Here is a 26519-nt window from a genome sequence, read left to right as displayed (position 1 = left end):
AATGGATAGAGATAGCCCTTATTACAAGCAGGTTTCACTGCTGATTAGAATGTTACCAGTGGTTGCAACAGAGCATTCATTTGCACTCAAAGGTGGTACAGCTATCAACTTATTTGTGAGGGATTTTCCACGCTTGTCTGTGGATATTGATCTTGCTTATCTTCCTCTTGAGCCCAGAAATGAAGCTCTAGCAAATGTAAAAGCAGCATTGCAACGTATAACCGATTTAATCAACAAAGAACCTGAGAACCGAGCTGTATTGCAGGACCATAGGTTAGATGAATTGCGAATTGTTGTTACAAGTCCTAATGCAACAATTAAAATAGAAGTCTCTCCGGTAGCAAGAGGTACGTTGCATAAACCTGATAGCTTAGCTGTCCAAGAATCAGTCGAAGAGGAGTTTGGTTATGCAGAGGTTCCTGTAGTTAGTCTGCCCGATCTTTATGGCGGAAAACTATGTGCTGCCATGGATCGCCAGCACCCTCGCGACCTGTTTGATGTTCGTATGCTGCTTGCAGAGGAAGGTATTTCACGAGATATCTTTGTTGGATTCATTACTTACGTACTAAGCCACCCAAGACCGATCAATGAGGTTATGGCTCCTAACTGGCAACCTCTTGATGATAAGTTTCAAGCTGAGTTCGATGGCATGACCTTTGAACCCGTTGAGTTAAACGACTTAATTTCTACAAGGCCTGCGATGGTAGCTGCACTACAAGCCCATTTCACAGAAAAAGATCGCTCATTTTTGTTGTCATTCAAACAAGGGAATCCTGATTGGTCACTGTTTGACTACCCAGATGCAGCAGAACTGCCAGCTATACGCTGGAAGCTACAAAACATAGCTAAGTTAGCTAAGAATCAAGAAAAACATGTAGAGCAGCTAACTAAATTAGAGTTTGTACTTGATGAGTGGCTTAAGCAGGCTAACTCCAATTAACTTTATAAAAGTATTAACAATAATTCTAAGGAGTAGGTGTGTCACGATTAACTGACCTCATCGCCCAAGCAAAAGTAAAAGACCCACAAATGGGCGCTGATTTAGTTTAGTTCCTCTGCCATTTTTCTTAATGTGTTGATATCAGGCGTATGTCGGCTTGTTGCAGTCTTACTTGACGATCGTTTTTATACCAATCATCGAACAGTTGTTCGACGGTTTCTATACCTGAAAACCACTGAAAACAAAAAAGCCCCTATTTACAGGGGCTTGGTAAACTTAAGTCAGCTTAGAGACACTCAAAAAACCTTATTCGATGTTTTGGATCTGCTCACGCATTTGTTCAATCAGCACTTTCAGCTCTACCCCTGAAGCCGTGATATCGGTCGAGATCGATTTTGAAGCCAGTGTGTTGGACTCGCGGTTAAACTCTTGCATCATGAAATCAAGCTTACGGCCACAAGCGCCGCCTTTTTTGAGGACATTGCGCGCTTCTTTGATGTGAGAATCTAAACGGTCAAGCTCTTCTGCCACGTCCGATTTTTGCGCCAGTAAAATCAATTCCTGCTCGACACGGGTGGCATCAAGTTCAATTTTTGCTTCTTCAAACTTGTTCAATAGGCGTTCACGTTGCCATTGCAGAATTTCTGGCATCCGCGCGCGAACCTTGACCACTTCTTCGCTAATCGCTGTCAAACGTTGTTCGATTAACGCTTTCATGTTGTCGCCTTCACGACCACGAGCATCAATAAATTCCACAATCGCGTCATCAAAACCGGCCAATAACGCTTTATTAATGCTGTCCATATCTTGCTCAGGAGTTTCCATCACACCAGGCCATTGCATAATTTGGAAGGGATTGATGCGGCTGAGTTCACCGGTCATATGCATGATTTGATTAGCGGCTTTGATCACTTGATTAGCCAGTGCTTCATTAATATTCAGCTCACTTTTGGCCGCTGGATTGGCTTCATAGCGCAAATGGCATTCGACTTTACCGCGGGCAAGACGTTGACGAAAACGCTCACGCAGCACTGGCTCTAAACCACGAAACTGCTCAGGAAGGCGAAAGTAGGTTTCTAAATAACGTTGGTTAACGGAGCGAATTTCCCATACTGCCGTGCCCCAGTCGCCTTTGACTTCTTTACGTGCGTAAGCGGTCATGCTGTAAATCATTACGGTATCCTTTGTTAGTCGATCTGCTTTTAGCGCAATAATTCAATAATACGGCAAAGACTGACGAGATCCTAGGTTAGATCAGCACGAACGAATGTAACCAGCACTGCTGCGGCGTCAAGTAGGAAGGGGATGGGCCTAGCACCTAGGATTTTACCGCCACTTCCAGTATAATCTCGCCCCAATCTTGTTGTTCCCTTCACAAAAGGCATTTATCCATGCGTCCAAATGACCGCGCTGCAGATCAAGTTCGCCCAATTAAAATCACTCGTAACTATACGGCTTACGCTGAAGGTTCGGTACTCGTTGAATTTGGTAATACCAAAGTGCTGTGTAACGCAACGGTGGAAGAAACCGTACCACGCTGGCTGAAAGGTCAAGGCAAAGGCTGGGTAACGGCTGAATATGGTATGTTGCCGCGAGCTACCCATTCGCGCACCCGTCGCGAAGCGGCCAATGGTAAGCAAGGTGGCCGAACGATGGAAATTCAGCGCCTGATTGCTCGTAGTTTACGTGCAGTGGTTGATTTAAAAGCCATGGGTGAAATCATGATCACCGTTGATTGTGATGTGATTCAAGCGGATGGCGGGACACGCACGGCAGCGATCAGTGGTGCTAGTGTGGCCATGGCTGATGCTTTCGCGCATTTAGTCGCTAAAGGCAAACTGAAAGCGAATCCGATGAAAAGCCACGTTGCCGCGGTATCAGTGGGTATCTTAGGTGAAAACATCCTGTGCGATTTAGAGTATGTGGAAGATTCTGCCGCCGATACCGATATGAATGTGGTGATGACCGAAGAAGGCAAGATGATCGAGATCCAAGGCACCGCAGAAGGCGAACCGTTCAGCCATGATCAGTTGCTGGCGTTACTTGCCTCGGCGCAAAAAGGCATTGTTGATATTGTCGCCACCCAGAAAGCCGCGTTAGCGGAATGATTGAGTCAGTAGCTCCCGTTGAGGGGGCTATTTTTTTATCTGTTTTTAGAACTAGGAAAAGAAGGTCCTAGGAAGAGCAGGTCCTAGCACCTAGAACCTAGGACCTAGGACCCAGAACTTTGAACCCAAAACCAACATCGAGAGAGTATTCATGAAAGCCTACCAGCGTGAATTTATTGAGTTTGCCTTAGAAAAGGAAGTATTGAAATTTGGTGAGTTTACTTTGAAGTCCGGTCGTAAAAGCCCTTACTTTTTTAACGCTGGGCTATTTAATACCGGTCGAGATCTGGCCCGTTTAGGCCGTTTTTATGCCGCCGCCTTGGTGGATGCGGGGATTAAATTTGATGTGCTCTTTGGACCGGCCTACAAAGGCATTCCAATTGCGACCACGACCGCGGTGGCTCTAGCCGATCACCATGATATTGATACGCCGTATTGCTTTAACCGTAAAGAAGCCAAAGATCACGGTGAGGGCGGTAACTTAGTGGGTAGCGCATTAAAAGGGCGCATTATGCTGGTGGATGATGTCATCACCGCGGGCACCGCGATTCGCGAGTCAATGGAAATCATTCAAGCCAATGGCGCACAGCTGGCCGGTGTCTTGGTGGCGATTGACCGCCAAGAAAAAGGCCAAGGCGAATTATCGGCGATTCAAGAAGTTGAGCGCGATTTTGATTGCCAGATTATTTCTATCGTTAGCTTGGGCGATCTGGTGACTTATCTAAAAGAGCAAGGCGGCGATCCGGTGCAGTTAGCCGCAGTAGAGGCTTACCGAGTTCAATATGGAGTTGTCGCTTAACGACTCCGTAACAGGAAGTCTGTTAGATAAAGCCTGTTAGAGAAAACAACGGCTCAGTGTCGATAACCGAGCCGTTGCTTATTGAAAGATGCCGTGGTGTTGGCGGCAACGCTAATCAGCCTAAGTGCGGCGTGATTAACGACTGCTTGAATGAAGCGATGGCTGCCAAGTCAGCGCGGCGGATGCTTTCTCTTTTGGCGCACGTAGCCAAAGGGCGATGCACAATGACACGCCAAGCAGTATGAGCATGACACTGAACGCCGCTTGGAAGCCGCCAAATAACGATGCGACTATCGAACCGAAAAAGCTCCCCAACCCAAAGCCTAAGTAAATCACCCCATAGTTTTGAGTCAGAGAATTTAGCCCAAAATAATCGCTGACCAAGGTTGGAAATACCGTAATCGCGCCACCAAAGCTAAAGGCAACACAAGAAATTGCCATGAAAAAGCGCATTTCATTGAGAGGAACAAACAGTAAGGTACTCACGCCTAAGGTACAGATCAGTAACGCCATCCCAACCACTTTGCGGCGCTCCATTTTATCAGACAAAATGCCTAATACTAACCGTCCGGCAAGGTTAGCCATCGCGAGGATCGCCACTGAAGAAGCGGCCGCCGCAGTCGAGAGATGCACTTGCAGTTCACCAACATCTTTGGCAACGCCAATCACGTATAATCCGCTCATACAAATGGTAAAAAACACCGTTGCCAATAACCAAAACTGAGGTGTTTTGGTACTTTGCTGTAGCGAGTAATCTTGGCTGCCACTGCTGCTTGATGAGCTTGGCGCTTGCACTGGCGCGTCATGCATCAGCAAACCACCCAATACCACCAAACTGCCAGCAATCAGAGCCCACATGGTGAAGGTCATGCTCACGCCACTGTGTTCAAGGAAATATAAATTGATGTACTTAAACCCTAAGCTGCCGAGGCCATAAGCGCCAATCGCGCAAGCCGAAGCTAGGCCTTTACGTTCAGGGAAAAATCGTACGCAGTTGGATAAGGTCATTAAGTAACCAGTGCCGTCGGCAAAACCAAGGATTAACCCCGCACTGACATACAGCAACCACACTTGGGTCACTTGCCCTGCCCAGAGTAAACCTAAACTTAAGACTATCCCTGCTGCAATCGTCACCCGGCGTACACCAAAACGCTTTTGCAGTAATCCGGACACGGAAGAGGCCAAGGCAAGCGCCAAGGTTAATAGCCCAAAAGAGAAGGCAATCTGGTTGACGGGAGCGGATAATTTTTCCGCTAGCGGGGCATTAAATAAGCTCCAGGTATACACAGAGCCAAGGGCAAATTGCGCAATAATGGTACCAATTAAGGTCCGTAATCGTGGGGATATCATGCCTAACATAAACGGTACTCCATAACAAAATGGGTAAGAACTACCGTTAAGATACGAGCCTAAATCCCCCAGCTGCAATAGGGTTAAAACAAGATAAAATGAGCTGCATTACTCGCGCATCAAATGCAATTATTTGGCATGAATTACAATTGCATTCGCTCGCGGAAGGTTTTTAAGTTACTCCGGCTGACCGGGATCTCGGTTTGCGTCCCTTGTAAGTGCAGAAGGTAAGTACTGTTGACCCAAGGGATGATCTCCTGCACGCGAGTGAGATTGACACAATAAGAGCGATGGCAGCGAAAAAAGTGTTGCGCCGGCAACTGGTCACAAAGCTCACTGATCGGATACGGCACATAAAACTCACCATCTTCACAGTACACCAGAGTAATTTTCTCTTTCGCCATGGCGTAAATGACCTGTTCAGGCTCGGTAATCCGAATCCGATTTTCACGCATAAGATGCAGCGGCGCACTGCCTGGCTGCGGCTGCTTGCTCGACTGTGCCTGTTGTAATTTATCAAGCACGTTTTGCACCCGCTGCTCATTGAGCGGTTTTAATAAATAATCAAAAGCGTCGAGCTCAAAGGCTTCTGCGGCGTGCTCTTTGTAAGCAGTGGTGAAAATAATATAAGGGGGGCGAATGGCTGCTGGCAGACTACGAGCTAATAACATGCCATCCATCGCCGGCATATTAATATCTAAAAACAGCACCTCTACCGGATGGTTTTGTAGATATTTCAGGGCTGACAAACCATCGTCAAAGCTGGCGATAATCTTGATATCACTATGTTTTTCAATTAAATAACGTAGCTCCTCTTGAGCCAAATATTCATCCTCAACCACTATTGCGCGTAACATGCTTTCCCCTTAGTGAGAATATCAAAGCGAATTTGTGTTCCAGGGTTTAACCGTTCAATGTGCAGCCCTTGACCGTACAATAACTGCAATCGCTGATGAACGTTCATCAAGCCAATGTGCTGACTGTCTATGTCACCTTGATAGAGCTTATCAATCAACTCTGGGGCAATGCCAACCCCTGTATCTGTGATAGTAATTTGCGCACCTTGCGCGGTTTTGCGTACTTTGATCGTGACCTCGCAGGCGTGTGCTGAGGGTTGAAAGCCATGTTGAATGGCGTTTTCCACCAAAGGTTGGATCAACAGTGGTGCAATCGAAATCGCCACCGGATCAACATCAAAATGCACCTGCAGCTTACGCCCAAAGCGAGCTTGTTCAATGGCCACATAGTCGCGCACTTGTTTTAACGCATCATCCAGAGGGATGAGAATTTGTGTGCGCTGGAGATTATAGCGTAAGAAGTCCGCTAAATTACCAATTAAGCTGCGCGCCTCATCGGGGCGTAGACGAATCAAGCTGGATATCGCATTTAACGCATTAAACAGAAAATGGGGATTAATCTTGCTTTGTAGGGCAGAAAACTCGGCTTGGCTGGCCATTTCTTTCAATTGTTCCACCCGCGAGACTTCTAATTGCGTGGAGATCAACTGTGATAAACCAATCGCCATCTCTTTGAGTGGACGACGAATACGGTTCGGTTGGCGATAAAAAATCTTTAAGGTACCAGTGACTTGTTGATTCTCCCACAAAGGGATGATCAACAAGGAGCGAAAGTTATGCAGATTTAAGTTATTACTAATGATTTGTTGGCCGAGTTTGACCGCTTGTTGGGTCAGTTCACTGATTTGATGATGAGCATCAAAGTACTCTTCTTCACCGATTCCCACATAAGCCAGCACATCTTGCGTATCGGTGATCGCAACCGCATCGGCTTGTGTGTTTTGCAAAATCACTTGGCAGCCTTTCGTTAAAGCCGCTCGGCCACCTTGGCGAAAATAAGGCAAAGTTTGCGTGGCAATATGTAACGCTTGTTTGGCTTGCTGGGCAGCTAGACGCTCTTTTTCATCATCTAAATGTTGCACCAGTTGAATAATTAAGCCGATACATAAAGTACCCGCGATCATCGGAAAACTGATGTGGCTGACAATGCTATAAGCCAAGTGATTATCTTCGGCAAGTAGTACAATCAGACCCATGGTCAGCGCTTCACACGCCATGCCGACCAAAATACCGTAGCGGGCATAGTGGGTTTTGTCGGCTCGATAATGGATCAACGCCGATAACAAACCCGCGACGATACTAGCAATCAAACAGGCTTGCGAAGTGGGGCCATCAATATCAATTAAGTAGCGGTGCAGCCCAGAAACGACTCCGGCACTGACCCCAACCCAAGGGCCAAACAAAATACCACCCGCGACAATGGCAATGATCCGTACGTTGACCAAAGAGCCATCCACATTGACCCCTGTATAAGTGCTAAACAGGGCAAAACCGATAAACAGCGCTGCCAGCAAGGTGGTTTCAGCAGGGCGGCGTTCGGTCTTTTGTACTATGGTTTGAATCAGGTGCAAGCGTGTTAGCCAAAACAGCACCATCAGCAGTAAGGCTGCGCGTTCAAACACCGCCAGTAACATCACAAATTGGTCGTTATACATCATGGCAAGAACGAAAAATGAAAAAGGGAAGCCAGTGTAACGGACTTCCCTTTTTAATACCTATGATTCAGATCATACGCTGATAAAGCGCTTTTGGTCGCAGTAAGTCGTGCCGGAAAATGAATAGCGCTAGTAAATAGTTCAGGCGTAGCGACTGTCCCTTAGTTCAGGATCCGGTAAAGTTTTAAAGCGTTTATGTAACCACATCCATTGTTCTGGAGCACGTAAGATCACTTGCTCCACGTACTTATTCGTATAAGCGGCTGCGGCCGTTTCATCCTTTTGTGGATAGTCGTCCTCAACAGACAGATCGGCCATCAGTTCATAACGACCTTGCATGTTACGAAAACCAGACCCCATGACAATCGCACAGTGGCTGGTATAAGCTAAAATGCTGGTACCTGTCGTGGTACAGGCATCTTGCACTGCAAAGAACGGCACAAATACTGACTTTTTACGACCATAATCATGATCGGGTAGATAGAAGAGACGACCACCTTGACGTAAAACACGGATCATGGCTTTAAGATCTTTACGATCGATTAACTGGTTGCCATTACGTGTTCTACCTCGGTATTGAATAAAATCATAGGCTGGATTGTTATGTGGTCGATATGCCCCATAACCGGGTAAACCTAATACCGCGAAGCCTCGTGCGGTTATTTCTAAATTTAACGCATGCACGCAGCATAATAATACACCGCGGCTATTTTTGTGATGTGTCCGCAGCGCGGAGAGATCTTTCTCGACCAATAAGGTTTTAAAACGCCACGTTGGCCAAAACCAAGTGATACCCGTTTCAATCAGTGCTGCGCCGGTATTTTTAAAGTTCTCAACGACAAACTGCTGGCGCTCGGTGGCGGTCATCTCTGGAAAAGCCAGCTCAAGATTACGCTCGGCAATCTTTACCCGTTTTTTGCCAAAGCGCATAGCAAACCGACCTAGGCCACGACCAATATTTAATAGCCATGAATAAGGAAGGAGATTAACCATCAGTGCGAGAAAACCAAAGCCCAGCCATACACCCCAATATTTAGGGTGCAGTAATGCCACTGAAAATTCTGGTTTGCCGTATTTTTTGGGATTTGTCATGGTGATTACTACTTAATCTGTGCACTCAGTAATGCCCAATACGCATCGAAATTAGCGGTGGGCAGGTATTTAAAATCAGAACGAACAAAACGGTTTAAACTGCCTTCGACTTGGCCGAGCAATTGCGCCGCTAAAATACTCTCATCGACCGGAAACGATTTACCTTCACGCAGTTTTCGCTCACGTAAAATCTGCCGCAAAGACGTTTCGATTCGTTCATACAACTGATTAATTCGCTCCCGCAGCCGTTCATTTTCAAACATCAACGCATGGCCCGATAAAATGCGCGTCAGGCCGGGGTTACGTTCAGAAAAAGCCAAAATCAGCTGCACAACGAGACGAATGCGATTTAACGTATCTTTTTCTTCATCCAAAATACGATTGATACGTGACATGAGTGATTCTTCAATAAATTCAATCAAGCCCTCAAACATTCGCGCTTTACTGGGAAAATGACGATATAAAGCCGCTTCTGATACACCGACTTGTTTGGCGAGTTTAGCCGTCGTGATGCGAGATGCTCCTTCGTGGGATTCCAGCATTTGTGCCAGTGCTTGGAGTATTTCTTCACGGCGATTGATTTTTTTGTTACCAGCCATAACCCGACTTCCTTTGATGACCATTGATAGCGACGCAATAAGCAGCAAGATTTGCCGAGTTAACTGAGTGGATTCCTCGCTAACGAATGGCTATGCGATGATGCACTTGCTGGCAAACCGAGTACTAAGACGTATCGACTACAGATGGCGATGAATGAACAACATTAACGCTTGGGCTAACTCACGTTTGCTGCTCAGCGGCAAAGCGTGTTGACCATTGGACCAATACACCATGAGTGCATTGTCATTGCTATCAAAACCTTGGCCAGTGATAGAAACATCGTTGGCGCAAATCATATCCAGCTTTTTCTTGGTCAGTTTTCCGAGAGCGTATTTTTCCACATCCTGTGTTTCTGCGGCAAATCCTACCGTGAAAGGACGGCGTTCGGTTAATGCCGCTACCGAAGCAACGATATCCGGGTTCTTGACCATGGTGATACACAACGTATCGCTCTGTTCGTTTTTTTTGATTTTTTGTTCAGCGATGACATCAGGTCGATAATCCGCGACCGCAGCGCATCCAATAAAGATATCATGCTGTTGAGCATGGGCCATCACCGCTGCGTGCATCTCTAGTGCACTCTGGACATTAATCCGCTTCACTTTGGCGGGCGTTGTTAAGGTGACCGGCCCACTGATTAACGTCACTTCGGCTCCTAGAGTAGCCGCAGCGTCGGCAATGGCAAAGCCCATTTTGCCTGAACTGTGATTAGTAATATAGCGAACGGGATCTAACGCTTCGCGAGTCGGTCCTGCTGTAAGCAACAGTTTTTTCCCAAGCAAAGGTTTAGGCGCAAAAAAAGCGTCGCAGCGCTCAACCAATTCGAGTGGCTCAAGCATACGTCCCGGCCCGATATCACCACAGGCTTGTTCTCCAGCGGCAGGCCCCCATACCGAAACGCCGCGTCGCACAAGGGTCGCGATATTATCTTGGGTTGCTTGATTACGGTACATCTGCTGATTCATCGCGGGTGAAATCACCACAGGAGCATCCGTTGCGAGTACGACGGTGGTTAATAAATCATTGCCCATTCCCGCGGCCAAGCGAGCGATAAGATCCGCCGTTGCCGGCGCTAACAATACCAAATCTGCCCATTTTGCCAGCTCGATATGCCCCATGGATGCTTCGGCAGCAGGATCAAGTAAGCTGTCTGCGACCGGATAGCCCGAGACGGCTTGCATGGTTAAAGGGGTAATAAATTCTTTCGCCGCATGGGTCATCACCACGCGAACTTCCGCGCCTCGTTCACGCAATCGGCGTGTTAATTCTGCACATTTATAGGCCGCAATGCCGCCACTAATGCCAAGCAGAATGTGTTTTCCTGCTAATGTTTGCATTTGGATTCCTCGAAAATTCTGCGAGTTATGTTAGCACAACTCCCGAAATATGTGGTTGTCGTGTCAATATTTTGCTAGTAAATCTCTTATACAAATCAGAGTCGCTTCAGTCAATTTTGAATAATTGGGCTAATAAATGAGGAATCCAATCAGTCACTTTAAGCTTTAATCAACAAGCGAGTTACAAATGAGATTGATCTCATTCCCATCTTTACTCAGGCCCATTTGGGCCTGAGTCATTCTTCGCTTATAAAAGAGAGCCCCGTGTGCTGACATTAACCCAGTTTGAAAAAACGGGTTGCTTTGTTGGCAAGGGGTCCGCGTCGTTATCCTCTATTTAGTAGACTTGGAGCATAGTCATGGGTCTCAAAGATCTCCCTGTAGAATCAATGCCACGAGAGAAGCTACTTGCCAGAGGGCCACAAGCGTTATCCGATGCTGAACTGCTAGCGATTTTTTTACGCACCGGCACACCAGGCATGAATGTTTTAGAACTGGCGGATTGTTTATTACGTCAAGCGGGTTCATTACGTGCTTTGTTCTCTGCCAGTAAAGATCAATTTTGCACGCATAAGGGGCTAGGCGAAGCAAAATTTGTTCAATTACAAGCCGTATTAGAAATGACTCAGCGTTACTTGGCTGAAACTTTAAAGCGTGGTGACGCGTTAACCAGCCCTCAACAAACCAAATTGTACTTAACCAGTGTGCTGCGTGATCGCCAGCGTGAAGCCTTTTATATTCTCTTTCTCGATAATCAACATCGTGTTATTCAAGATGAAATCTTATTTGAGGGGACAATTGATGCCGCCAGTGTTTACCCTAGAGAAGTCGTCAAGAGGGCGTTGCAACTCAATGCGGCGGCATTAATTTTGGCCCATAATCATCCTTCTGGCATTGCAGAACCCAGTCAGGCTGATCGCCGAATTACTCAGCGTTTAGTCGATGCTTTGCAGTTAGTCGACATTCGTGTCCTTGACCACTTTGTGATTGGTGATGGTGAGGTGGTTTCCTTTGCAGAACGAGGATGGATTTGACGGATATTTTATGTTGTGACTTAAGATTATTCTGGTATGATTCGCGCACTAAATTATCAACCTAAACTCAGCTCTGCTTAAAAAAGATCACCAAATCCGTAAAAAGGATCTGTTCGGGTCTTGAGCAATGCATGTCAAGTTAGTATAATACGCGACCTTTGATAGCCTTGTATGGATTTTCCATAACGGTTTTTAACCTCAAACTTCTTAATACATCGAGAACGAGGTTCGGCCACCAAGGTTGATATCGAGCTGAAACGATTTGGAGAAGACATTCATGTCCCGAGTATGCCAAGTAACTGGTAAGCGTCCAATAACGGGTAACAACCGTTCACACGCACGAAATGCTACTAAGCGTCGTTTTCTGCCGAACCTACAAACTCATCGTTTCTGGGTAGAGAGCGAAAAACGTTTTGTTAAACTACGTCTAACTGCTAAAGGCATGCGTATCATTGATAAGAAAGGCATCGATGCTGTTCTTGTTGATATCCGTGCACGTGGCGAAAACGTTTAAGAGGAATTGAGCAATGGCTAAAGGCATTCGTGAGAAAATTCGACTAATATCTTCTGCAGGTACTGGTCACTTCTACACAACTGACAAGAACAAACGCAACATGCCAGGCAAATTTGAGATCAAAAAGTTTGATCCAGTAGTTCGCCAGCACGTTGTTTACAAAGAAGGCAAAATCAAGTAATTGATTGCGCACTCTGTTGTAAAAGTAGCGAAAACCCAGCCAATTTGGTTGGGTTTTTCTTTATGTGGAAAAATCGATCCTAGAACCTAGAACCTAGAACCTAGAACCTAGAACCTAGCTAGCTACTTTGCTATTCTTAGCGAATCTTATTTATTAGCTAAGGACTGCTGCATGCGCATTGCCCCTCATCGTCGTCGGCGATGGAACAATATTCTGATCATCTTAGTACTGCTGTTTATTGGGGTGTTGAACTTACCGCCATTACTCAAATCTTATCTGACCTCAGATAAGAGCGCAGCGCATGCTTACCCTAGTTTACTTAATCCCAATGCACCATTACAGGCGGTGTATACACGATCGTTTGAGCTGACGTTAGAGCAAGATCAATGGCAGTTGACTCCGACTGGTGAGGTTTCTGCGCCGCAATTAGCCCAGCGCTGGCAAGCTTTAGTCGGTACCGAGGTTGATGAACAAACCGTACGTTCATTACAGCCAAGTTTGATCGGGCCGCAAACCATTGAAGTCTGGTATCGCGATCAGGAAGAGCCACAGCGGATCACTTATTATCAATCACCGCAGTTTTGGTTATTTAAAAACTGGCAAGATAAGTGGATTGCTATCTCAGTGGAAGCCGATTATCTTTTCCCTTCATCCAGTCGTTAAGATCTTAATTCGTCAACCATCTTGGAGCTATGATGCCTGAGTTACCCGAAGTCGAAGTCAGTCGCTTAGGCATTTCGCCGCATTTAATTGGTCAAACCATCGCCACGATCACTTGGCGCTGTGAAAAACTACGCTGGCCGATCCCCCATGAATTAACTCGGCTGGAAGGCCAGCAGATAACGGCCATTTCACGACGCGCCAAATATCTATTCATCGAAACCGAAGCGGGCAATGCGATTATTCATCTCGGTATGTCGGGAGCCTTGAGAGTATTAGACGCTGACTTCCCAGCAGGTAAGCACGATCATGTTGATCTGGTACTCGCGAATGGCACGTTACTGCGTTATCACGATCCGCGCCGTTTTGGTGCTTGGTTGTATGTCGCGCCAGGAGAACATCACTCGGTACTCAGTCATATGGGGCCAGAGCCACTGACCGATGCGTTTAATGCCGAGACGATTGCTAAACGTGCGAACAATAAACGCTTAGCGATAAAAGCGTTTATTATGGATAATAAAAACGTGGTTGGGGTAGGCAATATCTACGCGAATGAATCGCTGTTTAAAGCCAAAATTCACCCTTTAAGATCGGCGCAAAGTTTATCGGACACCGAGTGGCAATGTTTGGTCAGCGAGATAAAAGCCGTACTGGCGACAGCGATTAAACAAGGTGGCACTACGCTGAAAGATTTTTCGCAAGCCGATGGCAAGCCCGGCTATTTTGCCCAAGAGCTGCAAGTGTATGGCAAAGGCGGTAAACCTTGTCCTATTTGTGGTACGATCCTTGATAGTCTTAAAATAGGGCAGAGAAATACTTTTGTGTGTGCGGAGTGTCAGAAGTAAGGTACTTTAGTTATTAAACTTCTTTGGGCCGTATTCTCGGCCTAGCTTTATCAGATGATAGCCATTCATTGCTAAGTTTAAGAGCATACTTTTGGCTTTGTTAATGCTTTTGATTGTCACTACAAGCCAGTTTTTATTACCTTGGTGCTTTCTATTTCCAATAATTGAAGGTTGACTACCACCACTGAGCCCCGCTTGTTGAACTCCAAACATAGCTTGTCTATGAAGCCAAGTATTACGTAGGAATACATCCACTGGGAATTGAAAAGTTTGACTGGCTGCAATAAACGCTTTGGCAGCACTTGGGCTAATTGCATAGGAAGTCGTACATTGGGGGACTTTTAGGTATTTAACCAACTGTTGATCACCATACTGCTTGACGTTATAGAGCAAACCGCGGCGACTTGTATTTTCTGTACGAATATAACCACACTTTCTGATATTTTCTTCGACAATTTTTAATGTGTTAAGGAACATATCATCTTCAATTTTTAGGTCATCCTCGAAAATAATGATAGGTTCGTTCAATTCAACACATTTTTCCCAGAGAAGATAATGGCTTGCATAACAGCCAGCTTCACCAATGATGCATGGGCGACCCATATTGAATTCGAACTGGCGGCGATCCAAGTGTTTGAGTAAAGGGTGTGCATCTTTGCGAGCATCAACACCAAAGAAAACTTCACAATTTAAACCGATTCTTTTCAGAGTGTTTAATGTCATTTCTTGTCTGTCTTCACAGCCTTTTAAAGTAATACAATATGCTTTCATAGTGACTCAAAGTTGTTTTTGTCGATAGTAAAGTACAGAAAGAAACGAATTGAAAGGCTCTCTATTGGGTGGTTTTTCGTACTTATTTATATAAGCATTAGTTATCGTTATGTGATAAAGAGTATCTCATACGTATTCCTCATAATGCAGAATATTATAATCATTATATCCGATCTCGTCTGCTGGTTTATCTTCAATATAGGACAATCAGCCACATCAGCCATTCATAATAAGGTATAAATCTAGGTGTTGCCATACATAAAGCGAGACTGAATTACTGATAAGCAACATTAAGTTTTTAGAGTTCTGTAAGACATCATATCCCTATAATATATTGATTGAAAAGTTAAAATCTCACATGGCTATATACTATACTTATTTAGCTCGATTTGGAGATATAGATGACTTTTATACTTGAGTAACCCGCTTATCGTTTCTAGATTGCTTTTTTACCAGACAGTGCATTTGCTACCACTGCTGGAACAAACTCATCCACATTGCCGCCATGAATCGCAACTTCACGAACGATAGTCGATGAAATAAAAGCGTATTGTTCAGATGGAGTTAAAAACACGCTCTCTAATCCCGGCATTAAACGACGATACATATTGGTCAGGCCAAATTCGTATTCAAAATCTACTGTGGTTCGTAGACCGCGGATCAACACGTTAGCTTGCTCTGCGCGAGCAAAATCGACCATCAAGCCGCTAAAGCCTTTGCTGGTTACGTTCGGTAAGTGCTGAGTTACTGCTTGAGTAAAGGTTACTCTTTCATCAAGGGTGAACATGGTATTTTTACTTGGACTTGCCGCGACAGCAATGATCACCTCATCGAACATGCTGGCTGCACGCTCAACAATATCAAGGTGTCCATTGGTGATAGGATCGAAAGTGCCGGGATAAATAACCCGAGAAATACGTTTTTGGCTCACGGTCGTGTTCTCATCTGTGAAAGTGGAGTTATCTGCCTAATAATGAATGAAAAAAAGCCAGATGTTGTTTAGCGCTCGCTTGGCAAGAGAAATCATTAATCATGCGTTGTTGTGCGCGCATCCCCATTTGTAGACGTTGTTGTGGTGCTTGATAGAGAACGCGAACTTTATCTGCAATGGCGGTTGGGTTTTGTACTGGAACAATAAAACCACTTTCACCATCAACCAATAATTCTTTACCGCCGCCCGTTGTGGTTACAATGGAAGGAATACCCATCGCCATAGCTTCAATAATAGTTTTAGGTAGCCCTTCACCACTAATCGAAGGTTGAATTTGTACAGAGCTAGAAGCTAACAGCTCAGGAACATCGCTTCGGTAGCCGAGAAAATGAATACGTTCAGACATCCCACTTTGCTCAGCTAAGGCTAAATGTTGTTCAGTTTGCATGTCACGTCCTACAAGCAGTATATGCAGATTCACTAAATCAGCCAGTTGTTTTGCACTTTCAAGCAAGATATGGACACCCTTACTCGGCCGAGCATTGGCAATACAAATGATGCAAAATGCATCGTTAGGTAATCCTAATTCTTTCAATGAAGCAGGCTGAGCTTGATACCAAGCAATATCATGCCCTTTGTAAATTGTGACCACGCAGTCTTGATGCTTCCACACTCGTTTTTTTACGTCATCAGTAACGGCTTGTGCCACACAGCTGATACCATCAACTCTGGGGTGTAAATGGGTTAAATAGGCACTGGGGTCATGACGATATAATCCACCGACCGTTCCTCGATACGTCACCAATTTGGTCTGTTTAAAGCCGATACAAGCAAAGGCAGCATTGGGAATGGTTTTTGAATTCATGGCATAGACAATATCATAGTGATGAGCGTGTAACTCTGTACGCAGCCTTTTGATGGTCTTCCAGCAGATTTTTTTACTGGGATAAGCATCAATCACCTTGATACCGCTGTCACGAAAACGGGCTACATACGGTGCATTGCCTTGAGTCATTATCGTAAGTTGATGGCCTAATTTAACCATTTCAATGAACATTTCAGCTTCTGGACGAACGCTATTCCATGCATCTTTGTAAGAGCTAAAAATTAAAATTCTCATGTATATCTTACCTTTATGGTGTCCGCTTTATTTTCGTTAACTTTCAGTTTTTATGAACAGCAAGCATTGCTTTTCATTATTTCTGAGTAGAGCGTGTGATAACGCTGTGCAGTTTGTTCAATCTGAAAATCGCGTAACTTTTTCTCTCGTCCGATGGTTAATATGTCAACAAGATTTGGATCATGACGAACTTGCAAAATAGCCTGCACTAATTCTTGGGCATCTCCGGGGGTAATTAATAAGCCAGAAACACGGTCTTCAATGATGTCTGGGATCCCTCCGGCTCGACTACCCACGACAGGTAACCCACTACCCATTGCCTCTAAAATCACAGAGCCTAACCCTTCACTGTAAGAGGGATGGATAAGCATATCAGCAGCAGCAAACCAATCACCCATATTGTTCTGCTTACCCATGAAATGGACATTTGTTAAACCTTTGGCTTGCTGTTCTAATGCTGGACGCTCTTTTCCATCTCCCAACAAAGCGAAATGAATGTCCGATTCTGAGTCCATTAATAGGCGAGCGGCTGCAAGCGTAACATCAAAACCTTTGTGATGAAGCATATTCGCCGCATGAATAACTAAGAATGGATGAGAAAATTGTTCACGAATCCGAGAGACTTGTTGCTGATTAATGGGATAACGAACTGGTGAGCTTGGGATGGTGACCACCTTTTTCAGCGGGTAGCGTAATAAAATTTGTCGACAAATTTCCTGACTTAACCCGACTAATGCGCTAGCCGAGCAGTAAGCTTGAGCTGCAAACCATCGTTCACTGAGAGGATTATCAATTCGACGAGTGATGATATAGGGTATTTTATACAACTGATATTGTAACCAAGCCCAATAAATCGCTCGTCCTTCGTGTACATGAATTAAATCTGAATCTTGTGTAATAGCTTTTCCGTGCTGAGTTAAAAAGTGTTTACAAGCAATTAATCGACAAGGTAGTTCTTTTACTCGTGAATAAAAAAGACTTTTGGGGTTAGCAACAACGGTAAGTTGGTAACCTAACTTAATCTGCTGTTGAATCAGTAGTAGTGTTTGATTCTCACCACCATGATAACCAGAGGCGAGATTAACATGACAAATTTTCATGAGCGCTCTCTTTTTTGCTGGCGGACATAATCACGCAACCAAAGGTCTGCATAACGAGTAAATGTGGTGTTAGCACTTAAAATCGCCAGTAATAGTCCATGCCGCCCATCTAAAAAACCACGTTTTAGAATATACATTTTAAAAAAACGGAAAAAACCATGTAATACCGCACCAGTTAAGGTTGCGGATTTTTTACCTTCTCGTTGATCAACCCACGCTTTCATATAATGCTGAGTTTTTGCTGTGTATTGTGGTAGATACTCAAAAGTGTAGTGCTGTAAATAACCAGATAGAGACTTGAGTGTTAGATGAGAGGGAATTTCAACGCTTTCGTGCACTAAAGCCGTGTTATATTGTGTTTCACGAGTCCGATAAAGGCGAGTAACCCAATCAGGTGACCAGCCAGAATAATGAATTTGTTTACCAAAGGCCGTAGTTAAGCGATCGATCTGATACACAGTGTTGGGTTTATCATGTTTTACGGCTTGTAAAATACTCGCTTTCAATTCTGGAGTGACTCGCTCATCGGCATCTAGCCATAGTACATAATCTGCAGTTATGTAGGATTGGGCTAAACGGCGCTGAGGTCCGAAGCCTTGCCAGTCTTTGTTCACAAAGAACTTGTCAGTAAAGCGACGAGCAATCGATTCTGTTGCGTCCTCACTACCAGAATCAAGAATAACAATCTCATCAACCCAATCAGCGACTGTCTCGAGGCAAGCTTGTAAATGTTTTGCTTCATTTTTGACGATTAAGGCGACAGCCAACGTCGGAGTGGATTTAGTCATTAAGTACTACACCTTTCATCATATGTTCAAATCTTTCAATCACTACAGATACCGTGATCTGTTGCATCAAATCCGTGCCTTTGGCCCGCGTGCTCCAAGCCAGCTCACTGAGAGGTTTTGCCTGTTGCTTGGTCACGTTATCCTCATAGACGCTGACGACATCCTCAATATTAAAATAAGGGCCTGTGCGTTTGGGGTTACTGTGCGCATACAAGCCTAACACAGGCGTGCCTTGGGTTGTTGCAATATGAGCCGGCCCTGAATCAGGAGCAAGTACTAACTTAGCTTCACCCAGTACAGCAGTTAACTGTTTTAAGCTGGTTTTGCCTACCAAATTGATGACCGGCTGAGTCATTAATTCTGAGATTGTTGCTGCTAATTGAACTTCTCGTGGTGCAGGCGACCCGCATAGCACCACTTGATAACCTTGAGTGGTGACATAATCGGCAAATTGGGCATAACGCTCGGTTAACCAATTTCGTTCATCTTTACTGGCAGCAGGACAAATCACCACACTTGGCTTATCGTGTAATTGTTGACGAGCAAAAGCTCGTTCTGGCTCGCTAATCGGCATTGACCACGTTGGGGCTGTGCGAGGTACACCGAGATACTCAACAAAGGCTAAAAAACTGTCTAAGACGTGAGTAGATTGATGATCAGCAATTTTACGGTTCGTAAATAACCACTGACCTTCTTTCGCTCGTTGGCGATGAAAGCCGACTTTGTATTGAGCGTGAATCCCTAACGTCAGTAAGCTGGCTCGCAGCGCAAGCTGCATATGGATAAGGGCATCAAATCGTCGACCTTTTAACTGTCGCCAAACCGCTTTCATGCCGGCGAAGCCCGCTTTTTTATCGAAGATGATCAGCTCGATATTGTTTAAGCCTTGCAATAACTGGGCTTCAACTTTGCCAATGATCCAAGTCACTTTGGTGTCTGGCCAGTGTTTTTGCAGAGCTTGAACGGCGGCGACGGCATGACAGACATCACCTATCGCCGAAAGGCGTAAAAAACAGACAGACTGAGGTGGTGAAGAAAACAGGGGCATGGAAAAAGCTCACTCATTAATGAGCCTAAATTATGCAGAGTCTGCCGATAAATGTAAAATAAGCCTTTTTGAATCCACCATAAAATGAGAGATATTCATCATGCAACCTCCCTTTAGCGGAAAACCTGGCGCGACAGGATTACGCCGCGTCATCAACGCGGCCGGTTATTCATGGCAAGGGTTAAAAGCAGCTTTTCAACATGAAGTGGCTATTCGCCAAGAGTTGCTACTGTTGGTGATTGCTGGAGCGATTCTGTGCTTGCTCGATTTGCCTGCATTGGAACGATTATTGATGTTCTCTAGCGTGGTATTAGTGCTGATCGTGGAATTGCTTAACTCAGCGATTGAGGCGGTGGTGGATAGAGTCGGTTCTGAGCGTCATGAGCTGAGTGGACGTGCGAAAGATATCGGCTCTGCGGCGGTAATGGTGACATTATTACTAGCCGGACTAATATGGACGGTGCTGCTCTATACTCATTATTTATAAGTCTATGAAGGATAACTCATGATGATTAAGCAATGCTCGCTTAAGCAGCAAATGATTTGGTATGACGATCAATGGGTTAGTGAACCACTCCACGATCTCTTTGATGTGGCTTATTGGCACGCTGAACAAAAAATCATTGGCAGTGCTAAGGGGCGAGGAACGACGTGGTTTGTTGCTATGCAGCATATAGAGGCGGCGTTGCGTCATTACCGTCGTGGTGGATTATTTGGCAAGGTAGTTAGCGATCAATATTGGTTTCAAGGATGGCATAAAACGCGCAGCTATGCTGAATTTCATCTGTTGGCACATTTACGTCAACAAGGTGTGAATGTACCCCGCCCAATAGCCGCGCGAGCGGTTAAACGCGGACTGGTTTATCAAGCCGATTTATTGAGTGAAAAAATCACCAATGCCCGTGATCTAGTGGCGATTTTGCAGGAGAACCCGCTCGACGAGCGACATTATTTTTTAATAGGTCAACAGATTGCCAAGTTACATCGCGCCCAAGTTAATCATACCGATCTCAACATTCACAATATTTTAATCGATGATCAAGACAAGGTATGGATCATCGATTTTGATAAATGCCATCAGCAACCCGGTGAACATTGGAAAGAAGCGAATTTACAGCGTTTGCTGCGCTCTTTTCACAAAGAGCAGCAGCGATGTGGTATTTTTTGGCAAGAGTTACAGTGGCAGCATATAGTTGCTGGCTATGAAGATAAAGATTAATGATTACTATTTTTCAATTGTGAAATTATTTCCAAAAAAGATTGATAAATATTATCTTGATCAAATCGACGATATCCTTCGGAAAGGTGAGGATGGTTCTTCATGTTTAACACTTTGTCAATATGTTGAGCGATAACATTTTCATCGTAAGAATCAATGAGATAGTGAGATAAATTATCGGTTAGAATTTCACTAGGACCTGATGGGCAATTCGTACTTACTGCTGGAGTTCCTACGGATAATGCCTCAACAAGAACATTCCCAAACCCCTCATAATCTGAAGTTAAAATTAAACATTTAGCTTTCTTCATAATTGGATATGGATTGCTTTCAAAGTTTTTAATAATAACTCTGTCAGTTAAGTTGAGTTGATGAATTAAGTTTTTTATATCATCAAATAAGCTACCTTCGCCTAAAATAACAAGTTTTATTTCTTTATTTTGTAGTAAATAAAAAGATTTTAATAGTCTATCAATTCTTTTCTGACTTTCTAATCGTCCAACGAATAATAGGTAATCAAATTCTATGCTCTCTTTTTTTTCTAAAGAAAGACGCTGGATTTCATTTATATCAAAAGGATTATATACCACATCACAGGATAATATTTTATTTCCACACGTTTTTTCTACAAATTTCCTAACCCCATCAGAAACGCAAATAACATGCTTTCCTCTTAGCTTTCTTCTTGATTTATATATGTATTTTATTTTTCTAATTAAATTGCGGTTGTTGTATGAGTTTTCATCAGAATTGTGTATATAGGGGATGAGTCTTCTATCGTTAAATTTTGATATTAAATTTATACTTTCACTATGAGGAGCAAGTAGAACATCAAAATTATTATAATTAGCTTTATACCAATAATTAAATGTATTATAAATTGAGTTTGAATTTTTATTGTCACTAGATATGTCCAACGAAAAAATCGTTAAGTCGTCTATTGAATTTATATTTTTCTCATTGTATAAAGTTATAATTTCCACATTATGACCATGGCGTTTTAGTACTCTAGCGAGTCTAATTACAACGACTTGTACTCCTTCAATTTTTAAATCTCTAATTAAAAATTTTATGTTCATAATGTATTCACTTACTCTATTTTTAATATGTATATAGTCTTTTCGATAGCACCTCTATTATCATTAAAGACTTTCAAGGCATTGTCTCCTTTTCTTTTTAATAGAATATCGCTAGAGAAAAGATTTTCTAAGTGTTTATAAATATCATTTTCATCGTTACAAAGCTGAATAGCATCATTTTTTCTTAATAAGTGCACTATATCATAGAAATTATAGTAACTATGGCCAGTTAATATTGGCATTCCTAATGCTGCTGGTTCAACTAAATTATGTCCACCCACTTTGTCTCCCAGTAGGCTTCCGCCCATAAAACAAACATCAGCAGCGTTCATTAACGTTAGCATCTCACCCATTGTATCTCCAAGATAGACCTGAGTTCGCTCTATCGGCGCCTTAGTTCGACGGCTAACCGTAAAGCCCTGTGCTTGGCACAATAAAGCCACTGGATTAAAACGCTCTGGATGGCGAGGGACCAAAATTAATAATGCATCAGGATAGTGATTTAGCAATTGACGATGTGCCTCAAGGCAAATTTCATCTTCACCTTGATGGGTGCTAGCAGCGATCCAAATTGGACGATTTTGACCTAATTGTTCACGTAACGCTTGTCCTTGTTGACGGATCTCATCGGTAACGGTGAGATCAAATTTAATCGATCCCGTGACCGATATTTTGTTAGGGTCGATACCTAACCGGAGAAAGCGGTCTGCATCACTCTGATATTGGCAAAGTAACTGACTAATATGACAAGAAAGCAGACGAAAGACCGATTGAAAACGCTGATAACGGCGGCAAGAGCGTTCCGATAAACGGGCATTAATCACGGTGATGGGAATGTTCCGCTTGGCAACGCAATGTAGCGTATTTGGCCACAGTTCCGTTTCCATAATCAGCAACTGGCTAGGCTGAATCGCATTAAGAAAGCCATTAATGCAGAAAGGAAAATCCAGTGGCATATAACGATGCTCAACCAAATTCGATAACTTTTTGATCTGCTGTGCACCCGTACTGGTTGTAGTGGTGATCACAATCGGCAAATTAGGTTGACGTTCTTTTATTGCTTGAATAATCGGGGTAGCTGCAATAGCTTCACCAACAGAAACGGCGTGAATCCATAGTGGCCTACTTGTTGAATCATCTAATTTAGGGGTTACACCAAAATGCTCTTTCCAACGTGCGCCAAAGGCGGGTTTTCCGGCCCGTTTTTTATACAAACCATATAGCATAAAAGGAGCGGCGATTAGCAAAAAAAAAGTATATAAGCTACGAATCAGCATTGCTCTAAACCTGTGTCAAAAGCCTCTATAGCTTTGATGATTTGTTGAGGGGTAAGCTCAGTTAAACATTTTAAGTGTCCGTAAGGGCATTCACGCTGAAAGCAGGGGCGGCATTCAATATCGGTATGAACAATAGCCCTTTTTTTTGCCAGCGGCGGGGTATAGTGTGGAGAGGTCGAGCCATAAATACCGACAACCTGACAACCTGCGGCTGCTGCGACATGCATTAATCCAGAATCATTACTGACCACCGTTTGACAACAAGAAAGTAAGTCTACCGCCTCAATCAGGCTAGTTTGACCTGCTAAATCACGTATGCTCCCCCTTAGAGATTTTGGAATTTGCGCTACAATCGCTTGGGTTGTCACTTGATCTTTCACTGAGCCAAAGAGCCAGACTTGCTTACCTTGTTGCAGCAGATGTATAGCTACTTGAGCATAGTGAGTTGGCGGCCACTGTTTCGCAGGGCCAAACTCAGCACCTGGACACAGGCCAATCGTTTCAGTCAATAATAAAGAAAACTTTTTTGCTGTAGCTTGTTGCTGCTCTGTTGAGATGGTTAACTGGGGCTTAGGTAATTGATCGATTCCGCCCAATGCTTCTGAACCTATCATCTTAAGCTTGGGGTATGCTAACGCTACATAGCGTTCAATCATATACTGAAATGCTTTTTTATTAGAGCGCAAATCATTTAGTAAACCATAGCGCATTTCGCCTTTCCAACCTGTACGGACGGGGATACCTGCAAACCAAGCTATCAGAGCCGACTTTGCTGAATTGGGCAAGACATAGGCATGATCGTATTGACCACGTAAAGAGAGTCCCAGTTTTCGACGTGCAAAAAAGTTAAACTCACCATGTCCAAAAGGCAGTGTTAATGCGCGGTGTACCTCTGGCATCCGCTCTAAAATGGGTTTACACCAAGCCGGAGCCATCACACTGATTAAAGCATCCGGATGTTGTTGTTTGATGGTGATGTACAAGGATTGTGACATTACCATGTCGCCCACCCATGATGGACCTATTATGAGAACTTTCATGCGACACTTCATTTTTGAAAAAGCTATTAAGCATATAAATATTAACCTAATTTTAGGATTAATCTAGATTTTTAAGATGTTTCTATTTATTTGAAGATCATTGCTTCTCGTTTTGCTTTTAAGTCAGACCAGTCGAACTCGTGGACATATATTCGATCATTTTTGTTATGAGTCGGATGATTAAATAGCACTTGAGATTGCTCTGATAGTGGATGCCATTCTTGAAAATTTTGATGATTATCAGCGTATATTGCTAAAACTGGTGTATTCAGAGCACTAGCCATATGAACGACAGAGGTGTCTGGAGTCACGCAAAGATCCACTTGGCTGAGTAGTTGTAATGAAAATTCGAGTGACGCTGATTCGGTTAAAAGAATGACTCGTTCACTATTACACTCTTTGAGTAAGTCTTGTAAAAACGAAATTTTATCAGGTACAGGTATAAGATATAGAACATCATTGGGGAAATCTTCTAGCCAGCGGGCAATGAATTTTATAGCTTCTACTTTTGAAAATTGACGGTACTTACTTGAACCAAAAAAATTGAGTGCCACATTGACTCTATCTTTTGATATCAAAATATTTTTCTTAGAAAATGGGATTAATGGTATTGACGGTTCTACGAATTCATTGGCAAATAATTTTGCTGCCGTGAGGTAGCGATCCCTAAAATGAATACTATTTTTAGGTAAGCAAACATTATATATAGGATGAGACTCTTTATTATATCCAATGTTATATTGGGCTCCTAGTTCATGAATAGCTAATAACTCTTTAAAATCAAAACTAGTTCCTAAGTCAATGACAACATCAAACCTCCCTTTTAGTTTTCGAAAGGAACGAGCCGTTTTAATACTTCTTTTTTCGCACGAGATCACATGACATTGCATCGATTTTTTATACCAGTTACCGCAAAATTGTGGGGTAATAACTGAGACTTCGATATCAGGGCGAGTCATTTTTAATGCGTTAATGAATATTCCACTCATGATAGCATCACCAAGTTTATTATCCCAACGAAGTAAAGCAATAGAACGAGCATCTTTTAGGTTTATCACTGGGTTTGGTAATTTATCATATTGTAGACAGTAATAGTTTAGGGTTATTTTTTTTCTAAGGTTTCTAAATGCCCTGTTTATATTTTTAAGTTTTCTTATCATGAACGATTATCCAGTTTTATCTAAAAGTGGGTTTAATAATTATATTTTTATTTACTTTTTAAAATGTCAAATAATAGTGTTTGTCATTTTCTAGTGTCCAATTTCTCTTCTGCCGATTTTATCTAGGAAGAAAATTGAAGAAATATAAATTAACAAACTTTGACTGTGGAAAAAAGGTACGTCAGTTAAACCTGATATAATAAATAATAAAACAATAGAATAAATGGCTTTTTTCTCTATAGGTTTATATCTCTTAGATAAAACAATAGGAGTAACTAATAACCCTATTATAAATAAAAATCCAAATATTCCATATCTAACTATAATGTCAATAAACTGGTTATGATAATGTACAGTGTTATATTTATATAGAGTTTGAGAAATTTCTTTGTTTTCATACAATTCACTCATTTTTTCTGAGTGATGTCTTCCCAATCCAAAAAAAATGTTATCTTTGATTAATTTTGGTGATGCTTTCCACATTTGTATTCTAAGGCCAAAAGATGAATTTAGATCGCCATTATTTATTCTTTCAATTTCTATAGCACTTTGCTGCATTCTTTCTTTTATTACATTACCGTTAGCTGAAAATAGAAGAATGATAATACCTAAGATAATAAGCAAAGCCCTCTTTGATACTTTAGGTATTTCATCTTTTAATAATACTAATATTGAAAAAATAATAGCAATCCATACTCCTCTTGATTGTGTGAGAAGGATTGAAGTAAGGCTAAATAAAATAGAAAGTGATAAAATATATTTTAATAATTTATTTTTTTCATTAATAAGCAAATAAGTGTTTAGTAACAAAAATGTTGCACATATTGTCGCGTAAGGGATAGGGTTTAGTGCTCCGGCCCAGCGAATGTAGCCTGATTGAAAGAGATAGTAAATACTATTAATGAAAATTATCGATGACCCAACAATGCAAAGAACTGTAAATATTTTCCTATTTATTAAGTGAAAGGGGAAATAAAAAACAAGAAAGGATAGACAGAGTAAGGTTCTTATTTC

At 43.0% G+C, this 26519-nt stretch carries 28 protein-coding genes; 10 read left to right on the top strand and 18 right to left on the bottom strand.

Annotated features, from left to right (window positions below; genetic code table 11):
• Position 1: 1 nt before the first annotated feature.
• Positions 2 to 940: a nucleotidyl transferase AbiEii/AbiGii toxin family protein gene (locus FKQ60_RS10330; protein WP_170904871.1), complete on the top strand. Its 939-nt coding sequence runs from the start codon at positions 2 to 4 to the stop codon at positions 938 to 940.
• 306 nt (positions 941 to 1246) lie between these two features.
• On the opposite strand, the gene FKQ60_RS10325 is transcribed toward FKQ60_RS10330, so the two are convergent.
• The gene (locus tag FKQ60_RS10325; protein ID WP_154169528.1) at positions 1247 to 2113 is read right to left on the bottom strand and encodes a YicC/YloC family endoribonuclease; all 867 of its coding nucleotides are present in this window, start codon (positions 2111 to 2113) and stop codon (positions 1247 to 1249) included.
• 218 nt (positions 2114 to 2331) lie between these two features.
• Here FKQ60_RS10325 and rph point away from each other — a divergent pair, with 218 nt between their 5' ends.
• Both rph and pyrE read left to right on the top strand, forming a co-directional pair.
• Positions 2332 to 3048 (top strand): ribonuclease PH, encoded by a 717-nt coding sequence (gene rph, locus FKQ60_RS10320; RefSeq protein ID WP_170906468.1) that lies wholly within the window; start codon positions 2332 to 2334, stop codon positions 3046 to 3048.
• A gap of 151 nt (positions 3049 to 3199) precedes the next feature.
• Positions 3200 to 3847, top strand: coding sequence for an orotate phosphoribosyltransferase (pyrE, locus tag FKQ60_RS10315; RefSeq protein WP_170906467.1), 648 nt, complete (start codon positions 3200 to 3202; stop codon positions 3845 to 3847).
• Positions 3848 to 3982: 135 nt separating this feature from the next.
• Here the strand turns inward: pyrE and FKQ60_RS10310 are convergent, their stop codons facing one another.
• From FKQ60_RS10310 to coaBC, 6 genes are all read right to left on the bottom strand, one after another.
• The gene (locus FKQ60_RS10310) at positions 3983 to 5206 is read right to left on the bottom strand and encodes an MFS transporter (protein ID WP_170906466.1); all 1224 of its coding nucleotides are present in this window, start codon (positions 5204 to 5206) and stop codon (positions 3983 to 3985) included.
• 134 nt (positions 5207 to 5340) lie between these two features.
• Entirely contained in the window at positions 5341 to 6054 is a 714-nt protein-coding gene (locus FKQ60_RS10305; protein WP_170906465.1) for a LytTR family DNA-binding domain-containing protein, read from the bottom strand.
• Positions 6039 to 7709, bottom strand: coding sequence for a LytS/YhcK type 5TM receptor domain-containing protein (locus tag FKQ60_RS10300; protein WP_170906490.1), 1671 nt, complete (start codon positions 7707 to 7709; stop codon positions 6039 to 6041). Before FKQ60_RS10300 ends, FKQ60_RS10305 begins: the two co-directional genes overlap by 16 nt.
• 141 nt (positions 7710 to 7850) lie before the next feature.
• Positions 7851 to 8801, bottom strand: a complete 951-nt coding sequence (locus FKQ60_RS10295) for a Kdo(2)-lipid IV(A) acyltransferase (RefSeq protein ID WP_170906464.1) — start codon at positions 8799 to 8801, stop codon at positions 7851 to 7853.
• 8 nt (positions 8802 to 8809) lie between these two features.
• Entirely contained in the window at positions 8810 to 9400 is a 591-nt protein-coding gene (gene slmA / locus FKQ60_RS10290) for a nucleoid occlusion factor SlmA (protein WP_004397480.1), read from the bottom strand.
• Between the two features lie 138 nt (positions 9401 to 9538).
• Positions 9539 to 10738 (bottom strand): bifunctional phosphopantothenoylcysteine decarboxylase/phosphopantothenate--cysteine ligase CoaBC, encoded by a 1200-nt coding sequence (gene coaBC, locus FKQ60_RS10285; RefSeq protein WP_170906463.1) that lies wholly within the window; start codon positions 10736 to 10738, stop codon positions 9539 to 9541.
• A 359-nt stretch (positions 10739 to 11097) separates the two neighbouring features.
• On the opposite strand from coaBC, the gene radC reads away from it, so the two are divergent.
• The 5 genes from radC to mutM all read left to right on the top strand — a co-directional run bounded on the left by radC (position 11098) and on the right by mutM (position 13972).
• The gene (gene radC, locus FKQ60_RS10280) at positions 11098 to 11772 is read left to right on the top strand and encodes a DNA repair protein RadC (protein WP_170906462.1); all 675 of its coding nucleotides are present in this window, start codon (positions 11098 to 11100) and stop codon (positions 11770 to 11772) included.
• A gap of 277 nt (positions 11773 to 12049) precedes the next feature.
• Complete coding sequence (rpmB, locus tag FKQ60_RS10275) at positions 12050 to 12286, top strand: 50S ribosomal protein L28 (RefSeq protein ID WP_004397476.1); 237 nt, start codon at positions 12050 to 12052, stop codon at positions 12284 to 12286.
• Positions 12287 to 12299: 13 nt separating this feature from the next.
• Complete coding sequence (gene rpmG, locus FKQ60_RS10270) at positions 12300 to 12467, top strand: 50S ribosomal protein L33 (protein ID WP_004397475.1); 168 nt, start codon at positions 12300 to 12302, stop codon at positions 12465 to 12467.
• Positions 12468 to 12638: 171 nt separating this feature from the next.
• Entirely contained in the window at positions 12639 to 13130 is a 492-nt protein-coding gene (locus FKQ60_RS10265; protein ID WP_158144455.1) for a hypothetical protein, read from the top strand.
• A 32-nt stretch (positions 13131 to 13162) separates the two neighbouring features.
• Complete coding sequence (gene mutM / locus FKQ60_RS10260) at positions 13163 to 13972, top strand: bifunctional DNA-formamidopyrimidine glycosylase/DNA-(apurinic or apyrimidinic site) lyase (RefSeq protein WP_170906461.1); 810 nt, start codon at positions 13163 to 13165, stop codon at positions 13970 to 13972.
• A gap of 6 nt (positions 13973 to 13978) precedes the next feature.
• Here the strand turns inward: mutM and FKQ60_RS10255 are convergent, their stop codons facing one another.
• The 6 genes from FKQ60_RS10255 to FKQ60_RS10230 all read right to left on the bottom strand — a co-directional run bounded on the left by FKQ60_RS10255 (position 13979) and on the right by FKQ60_RS10230 (position 19730).
• The gene (locus FKQ60_RS10255; protein WP_170906460.1) at positions 13979 to 14743 is read right to left on the bottom strand and encodes a glycosyltransferase family 25 protein; all 765 of its coding nucleotides are present in this window, start codon (positions 14741 to 14743) and stop codon (positions 13979 to 13981) included.
• A 436-nt stretch (positions 14744 to 15179) separates the two neighbouring features.
• Positions 15180 to 15674 carry a pantetheine-phosphate adenylyltransferase gene (gene coaD, locus FKQ60_RS10250; protein WP_154169516.1) on the bottom strand — a complete coding sequence of 165 codons (495 nt, stop codon included), beginning with the start codon at positions 15672 to 15674 and terminating at the stop codon, positions 15180 to 15182.
• Between the two features lie 28 nt (positions 15675 to 15702).
• Positions 15703 to 16794, bottom strand: a complete 1092-nt coding sequence (locus tag FKQ60_RS10245) for a glycosyltransferase family 4 protein (RefSeq protein WP_170904897.1) — start codon at positions 16792 to 16794, stop codon at positions 15703 to 15705.
• A 50-nt stretch (positions 16795 to 16844) separates the two neighbouring features.
• The gene (locus FKQ60_RS10240) at positions 16845 to 17894 is read right to left on the bottom strand and encodes a glycosyltransferase family 4 protein (protein ID WP_170906459.1); all 1050 of its coding nucleotides are present in this window, start codon (positions 17892 to 17894) and stop codon (positions 16845 to 16847) included.
• On the bottom strand, positions 17891 to 18682 hold the full coding sequence (locus tag FKQ60_RS10235; RefSeq protein ID WP_170904899.1) for a glycosyltransferase family 2 protein: 792 nt from the start codon (positions 18680 to 18682) through the stop codon (positions 17891 to 17893). Before FKQ60_RS10235 ends, FKQ60_RS10240 begins: the two co-directional genes overlap by 4 nt.
• Positions 18675 to 19730 carry a glycosyltransferase family 9 protein gene (locus tag FKQ60_RS10230; protein WP_170904900.1) on the bottom strand — a complete coding sequence of 352 codons (1056 nt, stop codon included), beginning with the start codon at positions 19728 to 19730 and terminating at the stop codon, positions 18675 to 18677. The genes FKQ60_RS10235 and FKQ60_RS10230 overlap by 8 nt, the downstream gene beginning before the upstream one ends.
• Before the next feature lie 100 nt (positions 19731 to 19830).
• Here FKQ60_RS10230 and FKQ60_RS10225 point away from each other — a divergent pair, with 100 nt between their 5' ends.
• Positions 19831 to 20217, top strand: coding sequence for a diacylglycerol kinase (locus FKQ60_RS10225; RefSeq protein ID WP_170906458.1), 387 nt, complete (start codon positions 19831 to 19833; stop codon positions 20215 to 20217).
• A gap of 21 nt (positions 20218 to 20238) precedes the next feature.
• A complete protein-coding gene (locus FKQ60_RS10220) occupies positions 20239 to 20949 on the top strand; it encodes a 3-deoxy-D-manno-octulosonic acid kinase (protein ID WP_170906489.1) in 711 nt (236 codons plus the stop codon).
• Here the strand turns inward: FKQ60_RS10220 and FKQ60_RS10215 are convergent.
• The 5 genes from FKQ60_RS10215 to FKQ60_RS10195 all read right to left on the bottom strand — a co-directional run bounded on the left by FKQ60_RS10215 (position 20946) and on the right by FKQ60_RS10195 (position 26315).
• Positions 20946 to 22028 (bottom strand): glycosyltransferase, encoded by a 1083-nt coding sequence (locus FKQ60_RS10215; RefSeq protein ID WP_170906457.1) that lies wholly within the window; start codon positions 22026 to 22028, stop codon positions 20946 to 20948. The genes FKQ60_RS10220 and FKQ60_RS10215 overlap by 4 nt on opposite strands.
• Positions 22029 to 22039: 11 nt before the next feature.
• Positions 22040 to 23305, bottom strand: coding sequence for a lipid IV(A) 3-deoxy-D-manno-octulosonic acid transferase (waaA, locus tag FKQ60_RS10210; protein WP_170906456.1), 1266 nt, complete (start codon positions 23303 to 23305; stop codon positions 22040 to 22042).
• Positions 23299 to 24345: a lipopolysaccharide heptosyltransferase II gene (waaF, locus tag FKQ60_RS10205; RefSeq protein WP_170906455.1), complete on the bottom strand. Its 1047-nt coding sequence runs from the start codon at positions 24343 to 24345 to the stop codon at positions 23299 to 23301. Before waaF ends, waaA begins: the two co-directional genes overlap by 7 nt.
• A gap of 86 nt (positions 24346 to 24431) precedes the next feature.
• The gene (locus tag FKQ60_RS10200) at positions 24432 to 25505 is read right to left on the bottom strand and encodes a glycosyltransferase family 9 protein (RefSeq protein WP_170906454.1); all 1074 of its coding nucleotides are present in this window, start codon (positions 25503 to 25505) and stop codon (positions 24432 to 24434) included.
• A 90-nt stretch (positions 25506 to 25595) separates the two neighbouring features.
• Positions 25596 to 26315 carry an O-antigen ligase family protein gene (locus FKQ60_RS10195; protein WP_170906453.1) on the bottom strand — a complete coding sequence of 240 codons (720 nt, stop codon included), beginning with the start codon at positions 26313 to 26315 and terminating at the stop codon, positions 25596 to 25598.
• Positions 26316 to 26519 lie beyond the last annotated feature (204 nt).

This window comes from Vibrio sp. A11, assembly GCF_013048705.1.
Taxonomy (GTDB): domain Bacteria; phylum Pseudomonadota; class Gammaproteobacteria; order Enterobacterales; family Vibrionaceae; genus Vibrio; species Vibrio metschnikovii.
Note: the sequence above shows the minus strand (reverse complement) of the source record. Positions and strands in the feature narration are given on the sequence as shown.

Bases quoted from the DNA above. Each gene is read 5' to 3' on its own strand.
- FKQ60_RS10330 (WP_170904871.1), top strand. From the start codon at position 2: ATGGATAGAGATAGCCCTTATTACAAGCAGGTTTCACTGCTGATTAGA.
- FKQ60_RS10325 (WP_154169528.1), bottom strand. From the start codon at position 2,113: ATGATTTACAGCATGACCGCTTACGCACGTAAAGAAGTCAAAGGCGAC.
- rph (WP_170906468.1), top strand. From the start codon at position 2,332: ATGCGTCCAAATGACCGCGCTGCAGATCAAGTTCGCCCAATTAAAATC.
- pyrE (WP_170906467.1), top strand. From the start codon at position 3,200: ATGAAAGCCTACCAGCGTGAATTTATTGAGTTTGCCTTAGAAAAGGAA.
- FKQ60_RS10310 (WP_170906466.1), bottom strand. From the start codon at position 5,206: ATGTTAGGCATGATATCCCCACGATTACGGACCTTAATTGGTACCATT.
- FKQ60_RS10305 (WP_170906465.1), bottom strand. From the start codon at position 6,054: ATGTTACGCGCAATAGTGGTTGAGGATGAATATTTGGCTCAAGAGGAG.
- FKQ60_RS10300 (WP_170906490.1), bottom strand. From the start codon at position 7,709: ATGTATAACGACCAATTTGTGATGTTACTGGCGGTGTTTGAACGCGCA.
- FKQ60_RS10295 (WP_170906464.1), bottom strand. From the start codon at position 8,801: ATGACAAATCCCAAAAAATACGGCAAACCAGAATTTTCAGTGGCATTA.
- slmA (WP_004397480.1), bottom strand. From the start codon at position 9,400: ATGGCTGGTAACAAAAAAATCAATCGCCGTGAAGAAATACTCCAAGCA.
- coaBC (WP_170906463.1), bottom strand. From the start codon at position 10,738: ATGCAAACATTAGCAGGAAAACACATTCTGCTTGGCATTAGTGGCGGC.
- radC (WP_170906462.1), top strand. From the start codon at position 11,098: ATGGGTCTCAAAGATCTCCCTGTAGAATCAATGCCACGAGAGAAGCTA.
- rpmB (WP_004397476.1), top strand. From the start codon at position 12,050: ATGTCCCGAGTATGCCAAGTAACTGGTAAGCGTCCAATAACGGGTAAC.
- rpmG (WP_004397475.1), top strand. From the start codon at position 12,300: ATGGCTAAAGGCATTCGTGAGAAAATTCGACTAATATCTTCTGCAGGT.
- FKQ60_RS10265 (WP_158144455.1), top strand. From the start codon at position 12,639: ATGCGCATTGCCCCTCATCGTCGTCGGCGATGGAACAATATTCTGATC.
- mutM (WP_170906461.1), top strand. From the start codon at position 13,163: ATGCCTGAGTTACCCGAAGTCGAAGTCAGTCGCTTAGGCATTTCGCCG.
- FKQ60_RS10255 (WP_170906460.1), bottom strand. From the start codon at position 14,743: ATGAAAGCATATTGTATTACTTTAAAAGGCTGTGAAGACAGACAAGAA.
- FKQ60_RS10245 (WP_170904897.1), bottom strand. From the start codon at position 16,794: ATGAGAATTTTAATTTTTAGCTCTTACAAAGATGCATGGAATAGCGTT.
- FKQ60_RS10240 (WP_170906459.1), bottom strand. From the start codon at position 17,894: ATGAAAATTTGTCATGTTAATCTCGCCTCTGGTTATCATGGTGGTGAG.
- FKQ60_RS10235 (WP_170904899.1), bottom strand. From the start codon at position 18,682: ATGACTAAATCCACTCCGACGTTGGCTGTCGCCTTAATCGTCAAAAAT.
- FKQ60_RS10230 (WP_170904900.1), bottom strand. From the start codon at position 19,730: ATGCCCCTGTTTTCTTCACCACCTCAGTCTGTCTGTTTTTTACGCCTT.
- FKQ60_RS10225 (WP_170906458.1), top strand. From the start codon at position 19,831: ATGCAACCTCCCTTTAGCGGAAAACCTGGCGCGACAGGATTACGCCGC.
- FKQ60_RS10220 (WP_170906489.1), top strand. From the start codon at position 20,239: ATGATTAAGCAATGCTCGCTTAAGCAGCAAATGATTTGGTATGACGAT.
- FKQ60_RS10215 (WP_170906457.1), bottom strand. From the start codon at position 22,028: ATGAACATAAAATTTTTAATTAGAGATTTAAAAATTGAAGGAGTACAA.
- waaA (WP_170906456.1), bottom strand. From the start codon at position 23,305: ATGCTGATTCGTAGCTTATATACTTTTTTTTTGCTAATCGCCGCTCCT.
- waaF (WP_170906455.1), bottom strand. From the start codon at position 24,345: ATGAAAGTTCTCATAATAGGTCCATCATGGGTGGGCGACATGGTAATG.
- FKQ60_RS10200 (WP_170906454.1), bottom strand. From the start codon at position 25,505: ATGATAAGAAAACTTAAAAATATAAACAGGGCATTTAGAAACCTTAGA.